The organism is Clostridium sp. LXY-7 (assembly GCF_056172015.1).
The window spans coordinates 220,912-242,505 of sequence record NZ_JBLLJL010000004.1; the positions used below are offsets into that span (position 1 = coordinate 220,912).

Here is a 21,594-nt window from a genome sequence, read left to right on the forward strand (position 1 = left end):
AATGAATTTTATTAATTACTATGATGTTGTTGAGTTTTAAGGATAAATAGTTCTTTAAAGTAAGTAATTACATATGACAAATTTCTTTTATTGCATTAACAGTATAATTTATTTCAGCTTCAGTATTAAACTCTCCAAAACTAAATCTAATTGTTCCATTAGGAAAAGTTTCTAATGTCTTATGAGCTGATGGTGCGCAATGTAGTCCGCAGCGAGTAGAGATTCCATAATTTTTTGAAAGTATGTAAGCAATTTCTCCATTATCTTTCTCTAAAAAATTTATAGAAACAACAGGAGTTCTATTATCTGTTGAAGTTTTTCCTAAAATATTTATATTTTTTAAAGGTAATACACTGTCTATAAATAATCCAGTTAAATATAGTTCTTTTTTTCTAATATTTTCTAACCCTTTATGTTTTAAATATTTTAAAGAGGCATTTAGTCCATAAATACCAGGTATGTTTAAGGTTCCACTTTCAAATTTATCAGGCATATAGTTTGGTTGAATTTCATATTCCGATAAACTTCCAGTTCCTCCTTCTATAAGAGGAGATATTTTAGATAATAATTTATCTTTTATTATTAGTCCACCTATACCTTGAGGTCCCAGTAAAGACTTATGACCAGTAAAGCAAAGAGCATCTATATTCATATCTTCCATATCTATATCTAAAAATCCAGCTGTCTGAGCTGTATCAGCTATAAAATATAAATTATTTTTTTTACAAAAAGCACCTATTTCTTTATAAGGAAGGACAGTTCCACATACATTTGAACTATGAGTCATAATTATGGCAACAGTATTGGGTGTAATATGATTTGTAAGATCTAATACATCTAATTCTCCATATTTATTACATTGCGATACAGAATAAGAGATACCTTTAGAACTTAGTGAATTAAGTGGTCTCATTATTGCATTATGCTCCATGGATGAAACTATTACATGGTCCCCATTTTTTAATAAACCTTTAAGCACTATATTTAAACTTTCAGTTATATTTTTTGTAAAAACTACATTAGTGGGTTCATGGTAGTTAAATAATTCACACAATAGTTCACGGGTTTCAAAGACAGTATTTTCTGCATTAAAGGAATTTTCATAGACCCCTCTATTTATATTTCCACCTATAGAGGAGATGTATGCAGAAATGCTGTCAACTACTTCAATAGGTTTTGGAAAGGAAGTGGATCCATTATCTAAATATATTTCAGGCATAATAATCTCCTTATTATTTATTATTAACTAAACTAATAGTTAAATTATTATCTATTGGAAATAAGAATTTAATTAATTTTATAACAAATGTTAGAATTAACATGATAAGTAAATATTACCAAATATTAAAGGGGGAGTAAAGCTTATGAAAGAGAAGAGAAATATAATAGTTGCAGGGGGAATTATAGGAATATTATCTGTTGTACTAGTGTATTTTGGAAATCCTAAAAATATGGGAGCCTGTATTGCATGCTTTATAAGAGACACTGCTGGTTCATTAGGACTTCATAGAGCAGAAATTGTGCAATATATTAGGCCAGAAATTATAGGTATGATATTAGGTGCGTTTATAATTTCATTAGCAACTAAAGAGTTTAAAGTAAAGGGTGGTTCATCACCATTTCTAAGATTTATTATAGCCTTTTTTGTTATGATAGGTGCATTAATGTTTTTAGGCTGTCCATTAAGAATGGTTCTAAGATTAGCAGGTGGAGATTTAAATGCTATTATTGGACTTTTAGGTTTTGCAGGGGGCATATTTGTTGGAATTCAATTTTTAAACAAAGGATTTACTTTAAAAAGGAACTATACTCAAACTACTATAGAAGGTTACGCTATGCCAATGATAGCTATATTACTTTTAGTCTTAGCAATAGCGACACCAGCGTTCATATTTATTAGTAAAAAGGGACCAGGAGCTAGCCATGCTCCTATATGGATGGCATTAGCTGCTGGAGTTATTATCGGTATTGTTGCTCAGAAAACAAGATTATGTATGGTTGGTGGAATAAGAGATCTAATTATGTTTAAGGATAGTTATTTAATGTTAGGATTTCTATCAATCTTTGTATTCGCACTTATAGGAAATGTATTATTAGGATCAGAATTTTTTAAATTAGGATTCGCAGAACAGCCAGTGGCTCATTCAGATGGATTATGGAATTTTCTAGGTATGGTTTTAGCTGGTTGGGGATCAGTACTCTTAGGAGGATGCCCACTAAGACAATTAATTTTATCAGGGGAAGGAAATGCAGATTCATCTATTTCAGTGATGGGAATGGTATTAGGTGCAGCCTTCGCTCATAATTTTCAATTAGCATCAAGTGCAAAGGGGCCAACACCAAATGGACAAATAGCGGTAATTATAGGCTTTGGAGTATTACTTTTAATATCTTATTTCAATATAGATAAATCCTTTAGTATTGGAAAGAAAAAAATTATTAAGGAAGAAGGTATGTCAGTTGAATAGAATAGATGCAAGAGGAGTAAGTTGTCCGCAACCAGTGTTAATGGCTAAGAAAGCGTTGACAGAGAATAGAGATGGTTTTGAAATTCTAGTTGATAATAATGTGGCTAAAGAAAATGTATGTAGATTTATTAAAAATTCTGGATTAAAAGCTAGCACAAAAGAGTTAGATGAGGATTTTTTAATAAGGGCTGATAAATAGTATGGATTATATTGCAGTTTTTTTTACTCACTCTGGTGCTATTAAATATCATAGACATCTAAAGTCTACAGGAATAGAAAATGAAACATTACCAATTCCTAGGAAGTTGAGCTCCAATTGTGGAATTGGAGTTAAATTCTATACTAGTAATAACATAAATGAAATGATTACGGCAGACGTAGAAAAAATATATGAAATAAAAAATGGGATATATGATGTAGTATATGAAGAATAGTAGTAGTTAAATAAATATATAATTTTTAGGTTAGCTGTTTCATAAGTTAGATGTTGATAATTTATGGAACAGCTTTAATTTTATTCTTAGCTCTGTTTTAATATAGAGTAGCTTTTTACCAACACTATATTAAAATAGAGTATTGAATAACTATATATTATACCCAAGTATAGTATGATATTTATTTAAAAAATAGTATAATAGAGCTATGATAAAATCATTCGGAGGAGAATTATGAAAAACTACGATATAATTATTGTGGGAGCAGGAATAAGTGGTCTTATGGCCGCTATAGAAGCAAAAAGTAATGGTGTTGAAAGTATTCTGATAGTAGATAGAGATATAGAAGCTGGAGGGACTCTAAATAAATGTGTTCATAGTGGATTTCATTATAAAAGTATTAAGGAGAATCTCACAACATCAGAGCTTATAGAGCGGTTAACAGAGGATGCGTTAAATTTAGGGATTCATATTAAATGTAATACTACAGTGATAGATATTCATAGTGATAAATCTGTAACTATGGTTAATGGGGATGAAGGTGTAAGAAACCTTAAAGCTAAGGTAATAATATTAGCTATGGGATGCAGAGAGAGACCATTAGGCTATAAAAATATATTAGGCCATAGAATTGCAGGCATAGTAACAGCATCCTCAGCATTAAATTATATAAATAGAAGAGGAGTATTGCCAGGGAAGAATTGCATAATTTTAGGGTCAGGGGATACAGCTGCGTTAGTCGCTAGGACGTTAGTGTTAGAAGGGGCAAAGGTTAAGGCAATAATAGAGAGCAGCGATAATATTAGAGCAATTAATCAATCATCTAGGGGGCACATTGAAGATTTTAATATACCAGTATTGCTCAAACATAGAGTTATTAAAATTTATGGTGATGCTAGAGTTGAAGGCGTAGATATAATAAAAATAGATAAAAATAAAGATTTCATAAAAGAAAGCAAACAACATATAAAATGCGATACCTTAGTATTGTCAGTCCATTTACAGCCTGATAGCATATTAGCTCAGAAAATAGGTATAAATTTAAATAGGGATAATAGAGGAATTATAGTTTCAGAAAATATGGAGACATCGGAAGATGGCATATTTGCTTGTGGAACAGTGCTTAGAGGGTATAATATATCTGATAGGGTTATAAAGGAAGGACAATTAGCTGGTAAAAAAGCTAGCGAATATATAAAAAATATTACTTAGAAGGATAAGATATGAAGGAAATTAAAGAGAAAATAATTAATTTTTGTAATGGCCTAGGGATTGATACAATAGGATTTATTGAATGTAGAGAATTTAAGGAAATAAAAGATTTTTTTCACATAAGAAAAGAAAAGAATTTTTTTAATGAATTTGAAGAACAGGATATAGAAAAGAAAATAAATCCCATGTTATTAATGAAGGATGGAAAGACCATAATGTCTATAGCATTTCCTTATAATTATGAAACTTTTCTAGAAAGAAAAAACAAATTCTTTTCTAAATATACCTTAGGGTTAGATTATCATAATGTGATAAAAAAATATCTAGAGGAGATTTGCCATTATATAGAAGGTTTAGGAGGGAAAGCTATTGGTTTTGTAGATAATAATCCACTTCCAGAAAGATATATAGCATACTTAAGTGGCATAGGATTTATAGGAAAAAACAACACATTGATAACAGAAAAATATGGATCCTTTGTATTTTTAGGAGAAATAATAATGAATTTAGAGGTACCTTGGGATGTTCCTTTAAATAAAAGCTGTTATGGGTGTGATTTATGTATAAAACATTGTCCTAATCATGCTATAATAGAAAAAGATTTTTTAAATTCAAATTCATGCATATCATATATAACTCAAAAAAAAGAAATAGATGCTAGTGATATAGATACAATCGATGGAAATATTTTTGGTTGTGATGTATGCCAAGATGTGTGTCCGCATAATAAACATACTGAAATATCTAATATAAAGGAATTTCATCCTAAAGAATACATGAGCAATACCAATCTATTAGAGTTAATAAATTTAGATAATAAAACCTTTAAGGAGAAATATCATAATCATTCTTGTGGTTGGAGAGGAAAGAATATTATTATAAGAAATGCCTTAATAAATTATAAAAAAATATATGGTGAGGATGTAGATAATATAGAAGACAATATAAAATCACCCTATGTAAGAGAGTACTATAATAAGTTATTTAAGAAATATTAAATACCAATACGTAATATTTAGTAGATAATTAAAGTAATTTTGATATGATTATTTAGAACTTAGTATTGAGTATTGAAGAAAGAGGAGATTTAAATGAAAAAGGAAACTCTTTTGAAGATGTTAAATATATTACCAGATAGTTTTTCAGATAAACTAGTTCGTAAATATGTGCAAAACAATATAAAAAAGTATGCTAATTTAAAAATTGAAGGCTATGATAAAGTTAAAGAAGTGCAAGGACCAATAATATTTATTGCAAATCATTTAAGTAATGCAGATGGATTAATCTTAAATGAGATATTAAAAGACAGAAATCCTATCTTTGTGGCAGGGGTAAAACTTTCTGATAATAACTTTACTAAAAATGGAATTAGATATGTAAAAACTATACCGATTAAACCTAATTCAGCTGATAAAGATGCTATAAATAAGATAGTTCAAACCTTAAAAACGGGAGGAAATATTATGATGTTTCCAGAAGGTACTAGGAGTAGGACTAGGAAGATGATAGAAGGAAAAAAAGGATTATTGTTAATTGCTAAGCTATCTAAGGCTAAAATTGTACCCATTGGAATAACAGGTACAGAGGACTTTTTACCTATTAATGATACGGATATGGGAGAAGAAGACTTTAGTTCAGCTAATGTTATAGTAAGATTTGGAGAAGCTACATATCTTCCAGAAAAAATTAAGGAAGAGGATAAAAACCAGTATAATGAAAGAGCTATGACAGAAATAATGAGAAAAATATCAAATCTGTTGCCAGAAGAATACAGAGGAATATATAATTGAATTAAAATAGACTGTGAAAACAGCCTATTTTTTTATGTTTAATTTACTATGATGAATTTCAGCAGTGTAAATTGTTAAATTTTATTAAACTATTTATAAAAAATTCTAAATAAACGAAAAATTCAAAGAAATAAAGAGAATACAATAAATTTTAAAGAATTTGCCGTTTTATCTAATAATGCTGAGTTTGATTTCAGTTATGATTATCATTATTATTAAGATGTTATATTAGTAAATTTTAATAAAATATTAATATATTAAAATTTCATTAATATATTAATATTTTATGATAATAATTTTGTAAATTTAGAAAGGTGAGTGAAGCAATATGTCAGTATTAGGAAATTTAAAACCAAGTAAGGTTTTTAGCTTTTTTGAAGACATGACTAAGATACCTCATGGATCAGGCAATGAAAAAGCTATAAGTGACTTTTTAGTTAACTTTGCTAAAGAGAGAAATTTAGAGGTAATACAAGATAGTGAATTAAATGTAATTATAAAGAAGCCAGCTACACCTGGATATGAAAAAGCAACAACAGTTATAATTCAAGGTCATATGGATATGGTTTGTGAAAAAAATAAAGGAACAGAGCATGACTTTGAAAAAGATCCATTAGAGCTTAGAATTTTGGAAGATTATATATATGCAAATGGAACAACTCTAGGTGCAGATAATGGAATTGCCGTAGCTTATGGATTAGCATTATTGGATTCTAAAGATATACCACATCCAGCATTAGAATTACTTGTTACTACTGGTGAAGAAACAGGTATGTATGGTGCTATTGCTGTAGATCCTAAACATTTAGATGGAAAAATACTACTAAATATTGACTCTGAGGAAGAGGGAATATTTTTAGTGAGTTGTGCAGGTGGAGTTACTAACTATGTACACATCAATAATCAATGGGAAACTACTAACAGTTCTGCATTAAAGCTTGAAATAAAGGGCTTAAAAGGCGGACACTCTGGAATGGAAATAATTAAGCAAAGAGGAAATGCTAATAAGCTTATGGGAAGGTTATTAAATTCAATAAGCAAAGAAGTTGACTTTAATATTGCTCATATTAGTGGTGGAGCAAAGAACAATGCAATTCCACGTGAAGCTGAAGTCGTAATAACAGTAAATGCATCAAGTATTGAAAATGTTAAAACTATAGCTAATAAATCTGTAGATATATTTAAGAATGAATTAAGAATTCAAGATCCAGATATAAAATTAGAAATTTCAGAAACTAAAGTTGAAAAGCACTTAAATTGCGAAGTGACAGCTAGTATAGTGAATTTCTTGAATTTAATGCCTAATGGAGTTCAGACTATGAGTAAAGACATAGAAGGGCTAGTAGAGAGCAGTTTAAATTTAGGGGTTATAGTATTTAGTGAAGAAAAAGTTACTTTTGTATCAGCAATAAGAAGTTCTGTTAAGTCATTAAAAAATGAGATAGTCGATAGAGTAGGAGCATTATCAAAATTAGTTGGTGCTGAAATGGTAAACGATTCAGATTATCCAGAATGGCAATATGAACCAGACTCAAAAATAAGAGATTTATGTGTAGAGACATATAGGGAAATTACTGGACAGGAGCCGAAAATAGATGCTATACATGCTGGCCTTGAATGTGGACTTCTTAAGGAAAAGATGGCTGATGTTGACATGATAAGTTTTGGACCAAATCTATATGACGTTCATACCCCACAAGAACATATGAGTATAACTTCAGTACAAAATATGTGGGCATTTATACAAGGATTATTAAAAAACATAAAATAGAATAAATGGTCAAATGAATTTATTGATTTGAATTTTATTAGTAAATTCATTTGAACTTTATTAATAAATCTTTGTAGATTTAAATATATAGCTTTTCTTAAGACAAGCTATATGACCTAATTACTAAAAGAAAATTGGAAAAGAGGGGGAATTATTTTATGAGCCAAGAAAAGAAAAAATTATCCCACACAGCTTATGGTGAGTGTAAGGGAGAAGATTATGTTCCGTTTGTGCCAACCTCAGTGGCTATGCCAGAAACAACAGGATACTCAATTATCTTAGGTATTATATTAGCATGTCTTTTTGCAGCAGCTAATACATACCTTGGCTTAAAAGTTGGTATGACAATATCAGCGGGTATACCAGGTGCTATAATAGCTACTGGAGTACTTAAAGGAATGTTCAGAAGAAACAATATTCTAGAGGCTAATATGGTAGCATCACTAGCTGCTATGGGAGAATCTCTTGCTGGTGGTGTTATATTTATTTTACCAGCATTAATTCTATGGGGATTAAAGTTAAGTATTTTCACAGTTGTTATTGTTACAATCATTGGAGGACTTATGGGTGTATTCTTTATCACACCACTTAGAAGATACTTAATTGTTGAAGAACATGGAAATTTAGTTTACCCAGAAGGTATGGCTGCAGCTGAGGTTCTTGTAACAGGTAGTGAAGGTGGAGAAGGATTTAAAACAGTTATGACTGGACTTGGAGTAGGAGCTGGATATAAACTTTCTTCAGGTGGATTTGCACTTTGGGGAGAACAAGCTACATATATATTTAAAAGTTATCAGGGAACAATGATGGGATTTGATACTTTAGCATCACTTCTAGGAGTTGGATTTATAGTTGGTACTAGAGCATCATTACTTATGTTTGGTGGATCTGTTATAGCTTGGTTTGCACTTATACCATTAATTAAGTTCTTAGGAGTAGGATTAGTAGAGCCACTATTCCCAGCAACTAAGATTATAGCTGAGATGAGTGCTAATGAGATATGGGCCAACTATATTAAATATATAGGTGCTGGAGCCGTTGCCATGGGAGGATTTATCTCTCTTGCTAAATCTATTCCAACTATAATAACAAGCTTTAAACAAGCTATGAGTGGAATAGGTGCTGGTGGAAATGAAAAAGTTAGTAGAATTGACTTAGAAGCACCTCTAACTTGGGTTATTTTAGCAGCAGCCTTTGGATTTGCATTAACTTGGTTATTACCAATGATAAATGGAGGATTCTTAGGTGGACTTATGGCAGTTATATTCAGCTTCTTCTTTGCTGTTGTTTCAGCTAGAATGGTTGGTATAATTGGAGCATCTAACAACCCAGTTTCAGGTATGACTATAGCTACAATGCTATTTGTAACCACTGTAATTAAGTTAACTGGTGGAGTGTCTCAAGATTATATGACTAAATGTATATTAATAGGTGGAGTTGTTTGTGTTGCTATAGCAGTAGCTGGTGGAGCTGCACAAAGTTTAAAAACTACATTTGTTATTGGTGGTACTCCTAAGAAGGTTCAATTAGGAATGTTTATTGCTCTTGCAGTAGCCGGTGTATTTGCTGCTCTTGTAATTAACATGTTAGATAAAGCTTATGGAATAGGTTCTGCAGATGTAGCTGCACCACAAGCTACACTTATGAAAATGATCGTTGAAGGTATAATGACAGCTCAGCTTCCATGGACATTAATAATAGTTGGAGCATCTATAGCACTATTCTGTGAATTGGCTGGCATATCAATATTACCAGTTGCTCTTGGAATATATCTTCCAATAACTTTAAATGCTGCTATCTTAGTTGGTGGCGTTATAAGAGAAATTGTTGAAAGAAAATTTGCTAAAGAAAAAGACAGAAAAGCAGAGGTTGTTGAAAGAGGAACTTTGCTTGCTTCAGGTCTAGTTGCTGGAGATGCATTAATGGGAATAGTTGTAGCAGGATTTGCGGCTTTAGAAGTGAACATAGCATTTGGTAAAAATTTATTGCCTGGTTTAACTCAAAGCAATTTATTTGCTTGTATAATGTTCTTATTGCTAGGTTTATGGATTTACAAGTTCTCTTGCAAGAAAGATAAAAGTACTAATTAGATAAAAATATTAGACCCTATCATGGACTATAAAGATTCGCTTTGCTCACAGATAAATTTTATTTGTGGGCAAGCGAATTACTGTATTATTAGCATAATTTTCTAAATATACACGATTTAATTATATGAAATTATACTAGAATATCTTATAATTGGTAGTTAGTTATGAATTATTAGGAGGAATTTTACATGAAGAATAAGAAACTTAAACAAGAAGAAATAGAAAATCAAGAGCATGATACAAAACATAATTTTGCTATGTTTGTGCCAGAGATTAAACATAACGACTGGGAAGAAAAAGATGGAAAAGTTGTTTTATGTTTAAAAATCAATGATCCAGTAAAGAAATTTTTAGCTTGGATGGTTAAAAAAACTCCTGAGACTAATTTAGAGCTAGATGATAGATGTTCTACGGTATGGAAATATATAGATGGTGAAAGAACAGTATATGAGATTGCAAAGCTTATGGCAGAAGTGTATAAAGAAGATGTTGATGGGGAATTATACAGATTAGTGACATATTTAAAATATTTGTCTAAAAGAGGATGGATTAAGTTTAAAGAGTATGAAGCGTAATCTTTACATATATATAAAGCAAACTCAGTGGACAAGATGGTTATTGCTGGATTTGATCTATATAACAAACAAAATATGATATAATGTTACAAGTAATTTAAACTTCTTATAAAAAAGGATTTTAAATGATAAATGAAGAATATAATAAGGTAAAAGCTTAAATATTTTATATGGGGGTGCGATAAATGGGAAGTAAATCTTTACAAAAATTTCTCACAGAAAATTTAGAAGAATTAAAAAGCAAAGGTCTTTACAATGAAATCAATGTAATCAATGGAGCTAATGGTCCAGTTGTTAATATTGGAGGTAAAGATCTAATAAACCTGTCCTCTAATAATTATCTAGGATTAGCTACGCATGAAAGAATGAAGCAGGCTACAATAAAGGCTACTGAAAAATATGGTGCAGGAGCAGGTGCTGTTAGAACTATTAATGGTACATTAGATATTCATATTGAACTTGAAAAAAAATTAGCTGAATTTAAACACACAGAAGCAGCTATAGCTTTCCAATCAGGATTCAATTGCAACATGGCTGCAATTTCAGCTGTTATGGGCAAAAAGGATGCTATACTTTCCGATGCCTTAAATCATGCTTCAATTATAGATGGTTGTAGACTATCTGGAGCTAAAATTATTAGAGTTGAACACTCAGATATGGAAGATTTAAGAGCAAAAGCTAAAGAAGCGAAAGAATCTGGATTATATGAAAAAGTAATGGTTATAACAGATGGCGTGTTCTCTATGGATGGGGATATAGCAAAATTACCTGAGATAGTTGAGATAGCAGAGGAATTTGACTTAATTACTTATGTTGATGACGCTCATGGTTCAGGAGTTCTTGGCAAAGGTGCAGGAACGGTTCATCACTTTGGATTATCAGATAAAATTGATTTTCAAATAGGAACACTATCTAAAGCTATAGGTGTAGTTGGTGGATATGTAGCAGGTTCAAAAGACTTAATTGATTGGTTAAAGGTTAGAGGTAGACCATTCCTATTCTCAACATCATTAACACCAGGATCAGCAGGAGCTTGCATTGAAGCTATAAATATATTAACAGAAAGTACAGAATTACATGATAAACTTTGGGAAAACGGAAACTATTTAAAGAAGGGCTTAAAAGAATTAGGCTTTGATATAGGAGATAGTGAAACTCCAATTACTCCATGTATTATAGGAGACGCAGCTAAAGCTCAAGAATTTAGCAAGAGACTATATGAAGAGGGAGTATATGCAAAAGCTATAGTATTCCCAACAGTACCACTAGGAACAGCAAGGGTTAGAAATATGCCTTCAGCAGCACATACAAAAGAAATGCTAGATGAGGCAATTGCTGTATACAAAAAAGTAGGTCAGGAAATGGGAATAATTAAATAGGAAGAGCGTTTGGAGGATTAATTATGAAGAGAATATTAGTTACGGGATGCTTAGGACAAATAGGTACAGAATTAGTTACGAAGTTAAGACAAGTATATGGTGTTGATAACGTAGTTGCATCAGATATCAGAAAACCAGAAGGAAATCCAATAGTAGAAGGTGGAATTTTTGAAATTCTAGATGTTACAAACTATGATGATTTCTTAAAAGTAGCTAAAAAACACAATGTAGATACAATAATGCACTTAGCAGCACTTTTATCAGCTGTAGCAGAAGCAAAACCACAACTTGCTTGGAATATTAACATGGGTGGACTTGTTAATGCACTAGAAGTTGCTAGAGAGTTAAATTGTAAATTCTTTACGCCAAGTTCTATAGGAGCTTTTGGTCCAGATACTCCAAAGAAAAATACTCCACAAGATACTATTCAAAGACCAAAAACTATGTATGGAGTAACTAAGGTTTCAGGAGAATTATTATGTGATTATTACTACACTAAGTTTGGTGTAGATACAAGAGGTGTAAGATTCCCAGGGCTTATTTCTTACGTTGCCCCTCCAGGAGGCGGAACTACAGACTATGCAGTTGACATATATTATGAAGCATTAAAAAATGGGAAATATACTTCATATATAGATAAAGGAACTTACATGGATATGATGTATATGCCAGATGCAATACAAGCTATTATAGATTTAATGGAAGCAGATCCAAGTAAATTAAAGCATAGAAATGCATTTAATATTACTGCTATGAGCTTTGAGCCAGAGCAAATTGCTGCAGAAATTAAAAAACATATTCCAGGATTTGAGATTTCGTACAATCCAGATCCAGTAAGACAAGGAATTGCAAATACTTGGCCAGATTCAATAGATCCAACCGCTGCAAAAGAAGAGTGGGGATTCAAAGCTGAATATGATCTTGCTAAAATGACTGCAGATATGTTAGAAAAATTAAAAGAAAAAGGAATTTAGAAATATATTAATAGGACTTCTCTAAGTGGAAATACTACTTAGAGAAGTTATTTTTTTATAACATGTTTAGAATATAAAAAGTTAATTAGGAAGAATTTCTAAAATAAAATCCAAATAGTTTCTTCACTTCTTATTTGCAAGCCATTACAGAGAAGTTTCATAATTACAGCATAGAAATACTTTTTTATGGTCTAACTATAATATAGAGTATCTGTATAATGTAGAAACTTAATTGAAACTTATATAATATGATTAGCCTACAAATAGTTGATAATCATTACAAACTTTAACTTATTTTTAACGTATTACCATATATAAAGTGTTTAGGAGGGAGAATATGAGAGGCAAAAAGATAATATCTATAATCTTAAGTCTTATGCTAAGTTTTTCATTAATGGCTTGTAATAAAATTTCAAGAGGTGATGAAGGAACTATAAAGTTAGATGAAACTAGTAAGAAAATAGTTGAGGGTAATAATAAACTTGCCTTTAACATGTTTAACGAATTAAGGAAGGAAGATAAAGGAGAAAATATATTTATATCTCCAATTTCTATCTCTACAGCTCTAACTATGGCCTATCAGGGAGCAGAGGGAAATACTAAGAAAGAGATGGAAAAGGTTTTAGGCTATGATGGGATAGACATAAATGAAATAAATAAAAATTATAAAGAGTTGATGAAGTATTCATCAAAAATAGATAAAAAGGTAGACATAAAATTAGGTAATTCGATATGGATTAGAGAAGGAGAAAAAATAAATAAAGAATTCATAGATGTAAATAAGAAATATTTTGATGCAGAAGTAAATGAGTTAGATTTTAATAAGAGTGCCTCTGCGGATGAGATAAATGGATGGATAAGCAAAATTACTAATGGTAAGATAGAAAATATGATTGCACCGCCTATACCTTCAGATACAATAATGTATTTGATAAATGCAATATACTTTAAGGGAGATTGGCAAGAAGCCTTTGATAAGAAACTTTCTTATGAAGGGGAGTTTAAAACCAGTAGCGGAGAAATGGTGAAGACTAACTTTATGAAAAAAGAGTTTAATAAAAAAACTTACTATGGTGAAGGTGAAGATTTTAAAGCTGTAAAGCTTCCATATGGGGATGGTAAAATATCAATGTATGTAGTTTTACCAAGTGGGAATAAAACCCTAGAGGATTTAATGGATACTATGTCTACAGAAAAATGGCAGAAGATAAAAGCTTCCATAGGAAAAGATAAAGAGAGCGTAAACTTGGCTATACCTTCATTCAAGTTTGAATATGGTACAAAAGAGCTTAACAGTGCATTGGCTAATTTAGGTATGAAAGAAGCATTTAGTAATAAAGCTAATTTTAATGGCATAAGAGAAGATGTATTCATTAGTCAAGTTATGCATAAGGCTACTATAGAAGTTAATGAAAAAGGAAGCGAGGCTACAGGAGCTACAGTAATAGGGATAGAAAAAACTTCTATACAAGAGCCAAAAGAGTTTATAGCTGATAGGCCTTTTATGTTTATTATAGAAGATGATATAAGCCAGAATATAAGTTTTATTGGAAGTGTTAATAATTTTAAATAGAGCTAATATTTAAAGGTCCTATTAAGTATAGAACTATATATTTAAATTGATAAATTAACAATTTAAAAGGAACTCCCTGTTGGGAGTTTTTTTCTATCAAATCTGTTATAATAATAAGGTAATAAATAAAGACTTATAACTTAGAAGTTAGAGGTGATTTTATTGAATAAAGAAACTAGAAGAAAAATTGTGGAAGTATTAGAGGAAACTTATAAAGGGGCTAAGTGTGGATTAGATTTTAATACACCATTTGAACTTTTAATCTCGACTATACTTTCGGCTCAGTGTACAGATGAACGAGTTAATCTAGTTACTAAAGAATTATATAAGGAATATAATACTCCGGAGAGTATTGCATCATTGACAGAAGAGGAATTGGGCGAAAAGATAAGAAGCTGTGGTTTCTATAAAAATAAGAGTAAAAACATTTTAGGTGCTTGTAGAATGATACTTCATAAACATAAGGGGCAGGTTCCTAAAACTATGGAGGAACTTATAGAGCTTCCTGGAGTTGGAAGAAAAACGGCAAATGTAGTCTTATCTAATGCTTTTGGAGTACCAGCTATTGCTGTAGATACTCATGTGTTTAGGGTTTCTAATAGAACAGGTCTTGCCAAGGGTAAAACTGTTGAGGAAGTTGAAGATAAGCTTATGAAAAATGTTCCAAAGAATATGTGGAGTGATACTCATCATTACATAATATGGCATGGAAGAAAAATATGTAATGCAAGAAAACCTAAATGTGAAATTTGTCCACTAGCGCCTTATTGCGAATACGTTAAATAAAGTGTGAAGCATTTTATTTAGGTAAGGGCAACCGTAGGTTGCAGGTAAGAGGCTCATTTTGTTCGCAGGGAAGGAGTGCCTTTGGCACAGGGAAGGCGCTCGCTTCGCTCACAGGTGAAGGTAGCTTTTGCATAGGCGAAAGTAGTTATATTGCGACTTTGTCGCTTTAAAATATAAAATCAGCTTTGCTGATTTTCCACATTTCCTGCAACCTTCGGTTGCTCCTTACCTGTCACAAAGTGACGCCTTACCACGAACGCAGTGAGTATTTACCTATGCCTACGGCACCTTTACCTAAAATAAATTACTTTACATTTTATTTATATTAAGAATTAATATTTATTATATTTTATAATACATAGGAGGGTTTATGTTATGTCATATGGTGAACAATCTTTAAAGATGCACAAAGAAAAGAAAGGGAAGCTTGAGATAGCTGGTAAGATTAAAGTTAATACAAGAGAAGATCTAGCTGTAGCATATACTCCAGGAGTGGCAGAACCTTGTGTTGAAATTTCTAAAGACAAGGAGAAGGTCTATGATTACACAATAAAAGGCAATACTGTGGCTATAGTATCTAATGGAACAGCAGTTTTAGGACTTGGGAATATAGGAGCAGAAGCTGCAATTCCAGTAATGGAAGGAAAGGCACTTCTATTTAAAGAGTTTGCAGGAGTGGATGCATTTCCAATATGCTTAGATACAGAAGATCCAGAGGAAGTAATTAGAACAGTAAAATTAATGGCACCTGTATTTGGAGGAATTAATTTAGAGGATATAAAAGCTCCTGAATGTTTTTATATAGAAGAAACTTTAAAAAAAGAACTAGACATTCCAGTATTTCATGATGACCAACATGGTACTGCAGTTGTGGTACTAGCTGGACTTTATAATGCATTAAAGCTTACAAATAAGGAAATAGAGAATGTTAAAATTATTATAAATGGTGCTGGTTCGGCAGGAATAGCTATATGTAAGCTTCTTATAAAGGCTGGAGCTAAAAATATTATAATGTGTGATAGAGAAGGAGCTCTTGTAGAGGGAAGTGTCTATACAAACAACTCTCATGAGTATATTTCAAAACTTACTAATAGAAATAAGGAAGTAGGAACTTTAAAGGAAGTATTAAAGGATGCAGATGTATTTATAGGTGTCTCTGCACCAAATATACTAACACATCAAGACATAAGGATTATGAACAAGGATAGTATAGTTTTTGCAATGGCAAATCCAACTCCAGAAATTATGCCAGATGAGGCTAAAGTTGGTGGTGCTAGAGTTATAGCTACAGGACGTTCAGATTTCGCAAACCAAATAAACAATGTATTAGTTTTTCCAGGAATATTTAAGGGGGCATTGGCTGTACGGTCTAAAGAAATTAGTGATGATATGAAATTAGCGGCAGCTAGAGCTATAGCTAATTTAATACCTGAAGAAGAGTTAAATGAAGAGAATATAATACCAAATGCATTAGATAAAAGGGTTGCAGATAAAGTAGCTGAAGAGGTTATGAGGATAGCAAGGGAAATAGGAGTAGCCAGAATATAGAGGCGTACTGACTTTGCTTACAATAGTAAAAAATTGTAATTTTAGGACAGTAGATAGAGTTGTTTTAAACAAATCTATCTACTGTCTTTTTGTACTATTAATTGGTTCATTGGAATAATACATTATGACTGATGAATGACAAAATAGTGAACACTTACCTGCCACCGAAGGGAGCAATTCTCTTCAACATCTAAATCATAGTATTAAAAAGTATACCTAGTACCTGAGAACTATAGTAAGAATTTTTTGACATATTATTACTTACAAAATCAGTGTTGCTTGATATATTCGCCTGAGTAACTAAGGACGACTTTGCCACATTTAATGACTTTGAAGAAATATCTAAGGCATCTTTTGCAATGCCATAATCTTTTCCTAAATAGTTAATTACCATATCAGGATTTTTATCAAGAGCTTCAGCAAAAGTCTTTTCATTTAAAGCTAATCTTCCATTAGAATCCTTGCTTATTCCAATTTTTGAAAGCATATTATCTGAAGTTGATGAGTATTTAAAGTAATTTAGAATCCTATTCGTTCCTCTAGTTCTACCATAGGGATTATTTGTGATAGTATCAAGAGCAGAATTATAGTCGTTAACAAAAGTTTTAGTGTCCTTAGCAATAGTTTTTTTATCATATTCAATGGCTACAGTTGATTTACCCTTATCCTTAAGAGTAATTTGAACCTTTGAGCTATCAACACTTATATTATTTGAAGTTGAAGTATATTCTTTTCCATTTAAGGTATATTTAGCGTCTTGTGACATTTGCACAACATTATTTAATTCTAAGGTATCAGATATGTTTCCACTGGTGGTAAAGGCACTTGATTCACCAGTAGAAGTAGAACTAAGAACCAGGGTACTTTTTCCATCTACATCTCTAATAGTAGCATTAACTCCAATTTTACTAGAATTTATAGATGAAGCTAGGTTATTCAATACTTCATTATTGGTTTGATTTATAGTTACATCTAAACTAAAGCTATGTGAATTCCCATTTATGTCTATAGTTAAATTATTTGTACCCTCAGCAAAATTATTTGGATTGGTACTATTTAGTTTTACAGATTCATTAATTTGTCTTGTTGCAATTTGAGTTACATCTAAGCTATATTCAGCTTTAGTAGCATTATCTTTAGAGGTTACAGCTATAAGCTTGTCATCAAAAGAAGCTATAGAATTATTGAATACATTAGCTTCTTTGAAGCGTATAAGTTTAGATGATGATTTACCAAGAGTATCAAATTTAGAATCTAACTCATTTATAAATTTTAGTCCATCTTTATTAAAGTAATTGTTAGCCCCTGTAAGATTATTAGAAATATTACTATTAACTTCATTTAGGTTTGAATAGTAATTAGATACTGAGCTAGAATATCCATGGACTTTAAACATGTTATAATAACTTGATATAGACGATAAATTATTAATCATAAGTTTCACCTACCTTTCGTTTTTAAATTATATATATCTAAGTTTAAAATCCAGTGTTTCAATTATGTTTTATCTATGAAACTTAGATATTTACTTAGATAAAATATCAATTTCATTAATATATATAAGGCTATACTCTATATATCGTAAATTTTCATCAACATTAGACTTACTATTTAAAATATTCAAAAATTTATTTGTATATTACAAGTTATTAAAGTGCAAGATGAAGAGCTTCTAACTTCTACCTTTGGAGGATAAGGGTCAGAGATATTAATTAATAAAAGGTTTTTAGCTTTTAATTCAATAACTTCAATGCCATCAATTTTAACTTCTATATCTTTATAGTGAGAATATAGAGCTATTGTAGCAAGGTTACAAGAAGGATTAGAAAAAGAGTTATTGAGCTGTAAGAAGTCGGATTTAGAATCTATGCTAAATGAAGATAGGCTTCCAGTATAACCTTCATTTAGCATTAAGTTAAAATCTTTTACCTTACCAAAGCTTTCAGTTTCCCAGTCACCTTTAAATCCATGAACCTCAAAGGGAGCTAAAGATACCAATTCATTCCTATTATGTTTTAAACACATATTACCTTCTAATACAGTAATATATCTATAAATATTGGGTAAAAGGGTAAATATAGAATGATCAAGGTCTACAGTAGCTGAACTAACTCTCCATTTAAAAGTTTTATCTTTATAAGAAGAGCCAGGAGGGAAAATATATAATTCGGTGGTAGTTCCTCCAGACCAGTTAGAGGATTTAAAGTCTAGTGGATTTATTAATTCTATAGAATAATTCATTTATTAATCACCTCAAATATTTTACATTATTACTAAATGTAATGACAAAAGTAATATCTATACAAATTTTCAATTTAACTTTTACTTATATTTATTATACTATCTTCGTAGATGGATTGCTTTAAAAATCTATAAATATTTGGGAAGGGGAATTGTTATGAAACGTATTTTAGCTTTAATTCTGGTACTAGTTATGAGTTTTACATTAATAGGTTGTGGAAGTAAATCTTCCTCAAAGGAAAAAAATTTTAACAATGCACAAGGTGATGAAAAAGAAAGAATTCTTACTATGGATTCAGAGGATTTAGGATATCCATCTGTTTACACAGTGTCATCTAAAGGAAGAGGATATATTCTTGTAAGTTACATATTTGATACTCTTACTTGGAAGAATGAAGAAGGAACCATTCCACTGTTAGCTGAAAAATGGGAGATGTCTAAGGATAATTTACAATGGACATTTAAGCTAGCTAAAAATATTAAATTTACTGATGGAAAACCACTTACTTCACAGGATGTTAAGTTTTCCTATGAGTATATGATGAAACATAAACATAATTGGGTTAATCTATCTTGTATTAATAAAGTAGAAGCAATAGATGAGTATACTGTAAAAATAACACTTAAAGAAGTATATGCACCATTTTTAAATGATATAGCGGGAAATGTACCTATTATGCCAAAGCATATATGGGAAGGTGTAGAAGAGCCAGAAAAATTCAATACACCAGAAGCAGTAATAGGTTCAGGACCATTAAAACTTGTGAACTATCACAAAGACCAAGGTGGCTATGAGTTTGAAGCAAATGAAGATTACTTTATGGGTAAACCAGTAATAGATAAATTAGTATTAAAGAAAACAGAAAATTCAATGGAAGCATTAAAAAGTGGAGAGATTAATGTTGCATCTTCTATAAAATACGGACAAGCTATGCAATTAAAAGAAGATTCTAATTTTAAAACTATTGAAGGGCCAGGTTTTTGGGTATTACGAACTTACTTTAATTTTGATACACCAGCCTTTAAAGAAAAAGATTTTAGACAAGCATTATATTATGCAATAAATAGAGAAGATATAGTACAAAAAGGAACTAAAAATTCAGCAATAGTTGGAAACCCAGGTCATATACATCCAGATTCAGAATGGTTCTATAAGGATGTTAAGCAATATGAATACAGTAGTGGAAAGGCTATTGAACTATTAGAAGGATTAGGTATGAAGGATAGTAATGGAGATGGAATAAGAGAGTATAATGGTGAAAAGCTATCTTTTGAATTGTTAGCTACAGAGGATATTGTTAATGTATGTGAAATGATTAAAAAATATCTTTCAGACATAAATATTGAAGTAACTATTAAGGCGATGGATACTAAAACTGTAGATACACTTATAAAAGAAGGAAATTTCCAAATGGCTATAAAAGGGCATGGTTCTTTTGGCGGAGATCCAGTACTTCTTGCTAGATTTGTGACCCCAGGAAGTAATATAGGTTCTACTCCAGTAGTTACTAGTCAAGGTGGAACTCAATGGAGTAATAAACAATTTGATGAGATTTTTACTAACCAGCTAAAAGAATTAGATAAAGAAGAGAGGTATGAAGAAGTTGGAGAATTGCAGAAAATAATAGCAGAAGAACTTCCAACATTGACTCTTTATTATACTAAAATAGCATCAAGCTATAATCCAAATGTGTTTGATGGTTGGTTCTTTACAAAGGATGGAGTAGCTATATCTGTTCCAACTATTCAAAATAAATTAGTATTTATAAATGGTGAATGGAAGGAAAAGTAGAATGATTTCAAAAATAAGAAAGAAAATATCTTTATTATTTTTAATAATATTATTGGCATTTGTACTCCCTAGAGTTATTCCTGGGAGTCCTCTCTTTATAAGCGATAGTGATACACATGCATTAAACTCATCTATTTCTAGAGATAACTTTCTAAGTTTCAGAGAGTACTGTGGACTCGATAAACCACTAGGAGAACAATTTATTATATATATAAAGAATATTTTTTCTCTAAACTTTGGATATTCATTTTATTTTAAGGAAAAAGTTATTACAATCATAAAAAGTAGAATAGCATGGACAGTATTTTTAACAGGATTAGGATTAATTATATCTACCATAATAGCCATACCTTTAGCATTAAACAATTCTATAAATAATAGCAGAATGAGAAATAGGGTTACCCTAAGGTTTCTTTCTGCGATTCAATCAATTCCAAGTTTTCTTATGGCTATCACAATTCAATTGGTTTTCGCATATAAATTAGGATTGTTTCCATCTAGTGGAGCTTATACTATTGGCAGAAGCTATGAAGGTTTTAGTTATATATTAGATATATTTAAGCATATGTTCTTACCCTTAATGGTACTTATATTATCCTCAATACCATCTATATATATTATTACTTATAATGTATGCAAGAAAACCCTAGAAGAGGATTTTATTAAAATGGCATATCTTTATAAGATACCTATAAAATATATAAAGAATAAGTACATATTAAGGTTTAGTTTACCTGAGATAATAAGAAAGCTAAATATACATTTCTTATATTTAATTTCGGGGGCACTTTTTGTTGAAACTGTATTTTCTTATCCAGGGATGGGGAGCCTTATAAAGATATCTGCATTAAATAAGGATTATCCATTAATCCAAGCATTAATTATATTTATTGGATTTTATGGACTTGTAGTTAATATAATATTTGATTTTATTATTGAGTCAATAAAGCCGAGGTGTTGA

19 protein-coding genes are annotated in these 21,594 nt (G+C 30.8%); 16 read left to right on the forward strand and 3 right to left on the reverse strand.

The window, feature by feature from the left end; translation table 11 throughout:
- Positions 1-67: 67 nt before the first annotated feature.
- Positions 68-1,219 carry an aminotransferase class V-fold PLP-dependent enzyme gene (locus tag ACI48Q_RS14285; protein WP_474919787.1) on the reverse strand — a complete coding sequence of 384 codons (1,152 nt, stop codon included), beginning with the start codon at positions 1,217-1,219 and terminating at the stop codon, positions 68-70.
- Between the two features lie 145 nt (positions 1,220-1,364).
- Here ACI48Q_RS14285 and yedE point away from each other — a divergent pair, with 145 nt between their 5' ends.
- The 14 genes from yedE (at position 1,365) to ACI48Q_RS14355 (ending at position 16,600) form a co-directional block, all read left to right on the forward strand.
- Positions 1,365-2,468 (forward strand): YedE family putative selenium transporter, encoded by a 1,104-nt coding sequence (yedE, locus tag ACI48Q_RS14290; RefSeq protein ID WP_474919788.1) that lies wholly within the window; start codon positions 1,365-1,367, stop codon positions 2,466-2,468.
- The gene (locus ACI48Q_RS14295; RefSeq protein ID WP_474919789.1) at positions 2,461-2,667 is read left to right on the forward strand and encodes a sulfurtransferase TusA family protein; all 207 of its coding nucleotides are present in this window, start codon (positions 2,461-2,463) and stop codon (positions 2,665-2,667) included. Before yedE ends, ACI48Q_RS14295 begins: the two co-directional genes overlap by 8 nt.
- Position 2,668: 1 nt before the next feature.
- Complete coding sequence (locus ACI48Q_RS14300) at positions 2,669-2,902, forward strand: putative Se/S carrier protein (protein WP_474919790.1); 234 nt, start codon at positions 2,669-2,671, stop codon at positions 2,900-2,902.
- Positions 2,903-3,136: 234 nt separating this feature from the next.
- Positions 3,137-4,114, forward strand: a complete 978-nt coding sequence (locus tag ACI48Q_RS14305) for an NAD(P)/FAD-dependent oxidoreductase (protein ID WP_474919791.1) — start codon at positions 3,137-3,139, stop codon at positions 4,112-4,114.
- A gap of 11 nt (positions 4,115-4,125) precedes the next feature.
- Positions 4,126-5,112 (forward strand): tRNA epoxyqueuosine(34) reductase QueG, encoded by a 987-nt coding sequence (queG, locus tag ACI48Q_RS14310; RefSeq protein WP_474919792.1) that lies wholly within the window; start codon positions 4,126-4,128, stop codon positions 5,110-5,112.
- Between the two features lie 93 nt (positions 5,113-5,205).
- Complete coding sequence (locus ACI48Q_RS14315) at positions 5,206-5,904, forward strand: lysophospholipid acyltransferase family protein (RefSeq protein ID WP_474919793.1); 699 nt, start codon at positions 5,206-5,208, stop codon at positions 5,902-5,904.
- 328 nt (positions 5,905-6,232) lie between these two features.
- The gene (locus ACI48Q_RS14320; protein WP_474919794.1) at positions 6,233-7,675 is read left to right on the forward strand and encodes an aminoacyl-histidine dipeptidase; all 1,443 of its coding nucleotides are present in this window, start codon (positions 6,233-6,235) and stop codon (positions 7,673-7,675) included.
- 158 nt (positions 7,676-7,833) lie between these two features.
- On the forward strand, positions 7,834-9,765 hold the full coding sequence (locus tag ACI48Q_RS14325; RefSeq protein WP_474919795.1) for an OPT family oligopeptide transporter: 1,932 nt from the start codon (positions 7,834-7,836) through the stop codon (positions 9,763-9,765).
- Between the two features lie 188 nt (positions 9,766-9,953).
- Positions 9,954-10,340, forward strand: coding sequence for a PqqD family protein (locus ACI48Q_RS14330; RefSeq protein WP_474919796.1), 387 nt, complete (start codon positions 9,954-9,956; stop codon positions 10,338-10,340).
- Between the two features lie 185 nt (positions 10,341-10,525).
- Positions 10,526-11,719 (forward strand): glycine C-acetyltransferase, encoded by a 1,194-nt coding sequence (locus ACI48Q_RS14335; protein WP_474919797.1) that lies wholly within the window; start codon positions 10,526-10,528, stop codon positions 11,717-11,719.
- A 23-nt stretch (positions 11,720-11,742) separates the two neighbouring features.
- A complete protein-coding gene (locus tag ACI48Q_RS14340) occupies positions 11,743-12,693 on the forward strand; it encodes an L-threonine 3-dehydrogenase (protein ID WP_474919798.1) in 951 nt (316 codons plus the stop codon).
- A 337-nt stretch (positions 12,694-13,030) separates the two neighbouring features.
- Positions 13,031-14,266, forward strand: coding sequence for a serpin family protein (locus tag ACI48Q_RS14345; RefSeq protein WP_474919799.1), 1,236 nt, complete (start codon positions 13,031-13,033; stop codon positions 14,264-14,266).
- A 162-nt stretch (positions 14,267-14,428) separates the two neighbouring features.
- Entirely contained in the window at positions 14,429-15,052 is a 624-nt protein-coding gene (gene nth, locus ACI48Q_RS14350) for an endonuclease III (RefSeq protein WP_474919800.1), read from the forward strand.
- Between the two features lie 375 nt (positions 15,053-15,427).
- Positions 15,428-16,600 (forward strand): NAD(P)-dependent malic enzyme, encoded by a 1,173-nt coding sequence (locus tag ACI48Q_RS14355; protein ID WP_474919801.1) that lies wholly within the window; start codon positions 15,428-15,430, stop codon positions 16,598-16,600.
- 190 nt (positions 16,601-16,790) lie between these two features.
- Here ACI48Q_RS14355 and fliD read toward each other — a convergent pair whose 3' ends face one another.
- A complete protein-coding gene (gene fliD / locus ACI48Q_RS14360) occupies positions 16,791-18,035 on the reverse strand; it encodes a flagellar filament capping protein FliD (RefSeq protein WP_474919802.1) in 1,245 nt (414 codons plus the stop codon).
- 185 nt (positions 18,036-18,220) lie between these two features.
- Positions 18,221-18,841, reverse strand: a complete 621-nt coding sequence (locus ACI48Q_RS14365) for a HutD/Ves family protein (RefSeq protein ID WP_474919803.1) — start codon at positions 18,839-18,841, stop codon at positions 18,221-18,223.
- Positions 18,842-18,998: 157 nt separating this feature from the next.
- On the opposite strand from ACI48Q_RS14365, the gene ACI48Q_RS14370 reads away from it, so the two are divergent.
- The gene (locus tag ACI48Q_RS14370) at positions 18,999-20,633 is read left to right on the forward strand and encodes an ABC transporter substrate-binding protein (RefSeq protein WP_474919804.1); all 1,635 of its coding nucleotides are present in this window, start codon (positions 18,999-19,001) and stop codon (positions 20,631-20,633) included.
- A gap of 1 nt (position 20,634) precedes the next feature.
- Positions 20,635-21,594, forward strand: coding sequence for an ABC transporter permease (locus ACI48Q_RS14375; protein WP_474919805.1), 960 nt, complete (start codon positions 20,635-20,637; stop codon positions 21,592-21,594).

Bases quoted from the DNA above. Each gene is read 5' to 3' on its own strand.
- ACI48Q_RS14285 (WP_474919787.1), bottom strand. From the start codon at position 1,219: ATGCCTGAAATATATTTAGATAATGGATCCACTTCCTTTCCAAAACCT.
- yedE (WP_474919788.1), top strand. From the start codon at position 1,365: ATGAAAGAGAAGAGAAATATAATAGTTGCAGGGGGAATTATAGGAATA.
- ACI48Q_RS14300 (WP_474919790.1), top strand. From the start codon at position 2,669: ATGGATTATATTGCAGTTTTTTTTACTCACTCTGGTGCTATTAAATAT.
- ACI48Q_RS14305 (WP_474919791.1), top strand. From the start codon at position 3,137: ATGAAAAACTACGATATAATTATTGTGGGAGCAGGAATAAGTGGTCTT.
- queG (WP_474919792.1), top strand. From the start codon at position 4,126: ATGAAGGAAATTAAAGAGAAAATAATTAATTTTTGTAATGGCCTAGGG.
- ACI48Q_RS14315 (WP_474919793.1), top strand. From the start codon at position 5,206: ATGAAAAAGGAAACTCTTTTGAAGATGTTAAATATATTACCAGATAGT.
- ACI48Q_RS14320 (WP_474919794.1), top strand. From the start codon at position 6,233: ATGTCAGTATTAGGAAATTTAAAACCAAGTAAGGTTTTTAGCTTTTTT.
- ACI48Q_RS14325 (WP_474919795.1), top strand. From the start codon at position 7,834: ATGAGCCAAGAAAAGAAAAAATTATCCCACACAGCTTATGGTGAGTGT.
- ACI48Q_RS14330 (WP_474919796.1), top strand. From the start codon at position 9,954: ATGAAGAATAAGAAACTTAAACAAGAAGAAATAGAAAATCAAGAGCAT.
- ACI48Q_RS14335 (WP_474919797.1), top strand. From the start codon at position 10,526: ATGGGAAGTAAATCTTTACAAAAATTTCTCACAGAAAATTTAGAAGAA.
- ACI48Q_RS14340 (WP_474919798.1), top strand. From the start codon at position 11,743: ATGAAGAGAATATTAGTTACGGGATGCTTAGGACAAATAGGTACAGAA.
- ACI48Q_RS14345 (WP_474919799.1), top strand. From the start codon at position 13,031: ATGAGAGGCAAAAAGATAATATCTATAATCTTAAGTCTTATGCTAAGT.
- ACI48Q_RS14355 (WP_474919801.1), top strand. From the start codon at position 15,428: ATGTCATATGGTGAACAATCTTTAAAGATGCACAAAGAAAAGAAAGGG.
- fliD (WP_474919802.1), bottom strand. From the start codon at position 18,035: ATGATTAATAATTTATCGTCTATATCAAGTTATTATAACATGTTTAAA.
- ACI48Q_RS14365 (WP_474919803.1), bottom strand. From the start codon at position 18,841: ATGAATTATTCTATAGAATTAATAAATCCACTAGACTTTAAATCCTCT.
- ACI48Q_RS14370 (WP_474919804.1), top strand. From the start codon at position 18,999: ATGAAACGTATTTTAGCTTTAATTCTGGTACTAGTTATGAGTTTTACA.
- ACI48Q_RS14375 (WP_474919805.1), top strand. From the start codon at position 20,635: ATGATTTCAAAAATAAGAAAGAAAATATCTTTATTATTTTTAATAATA.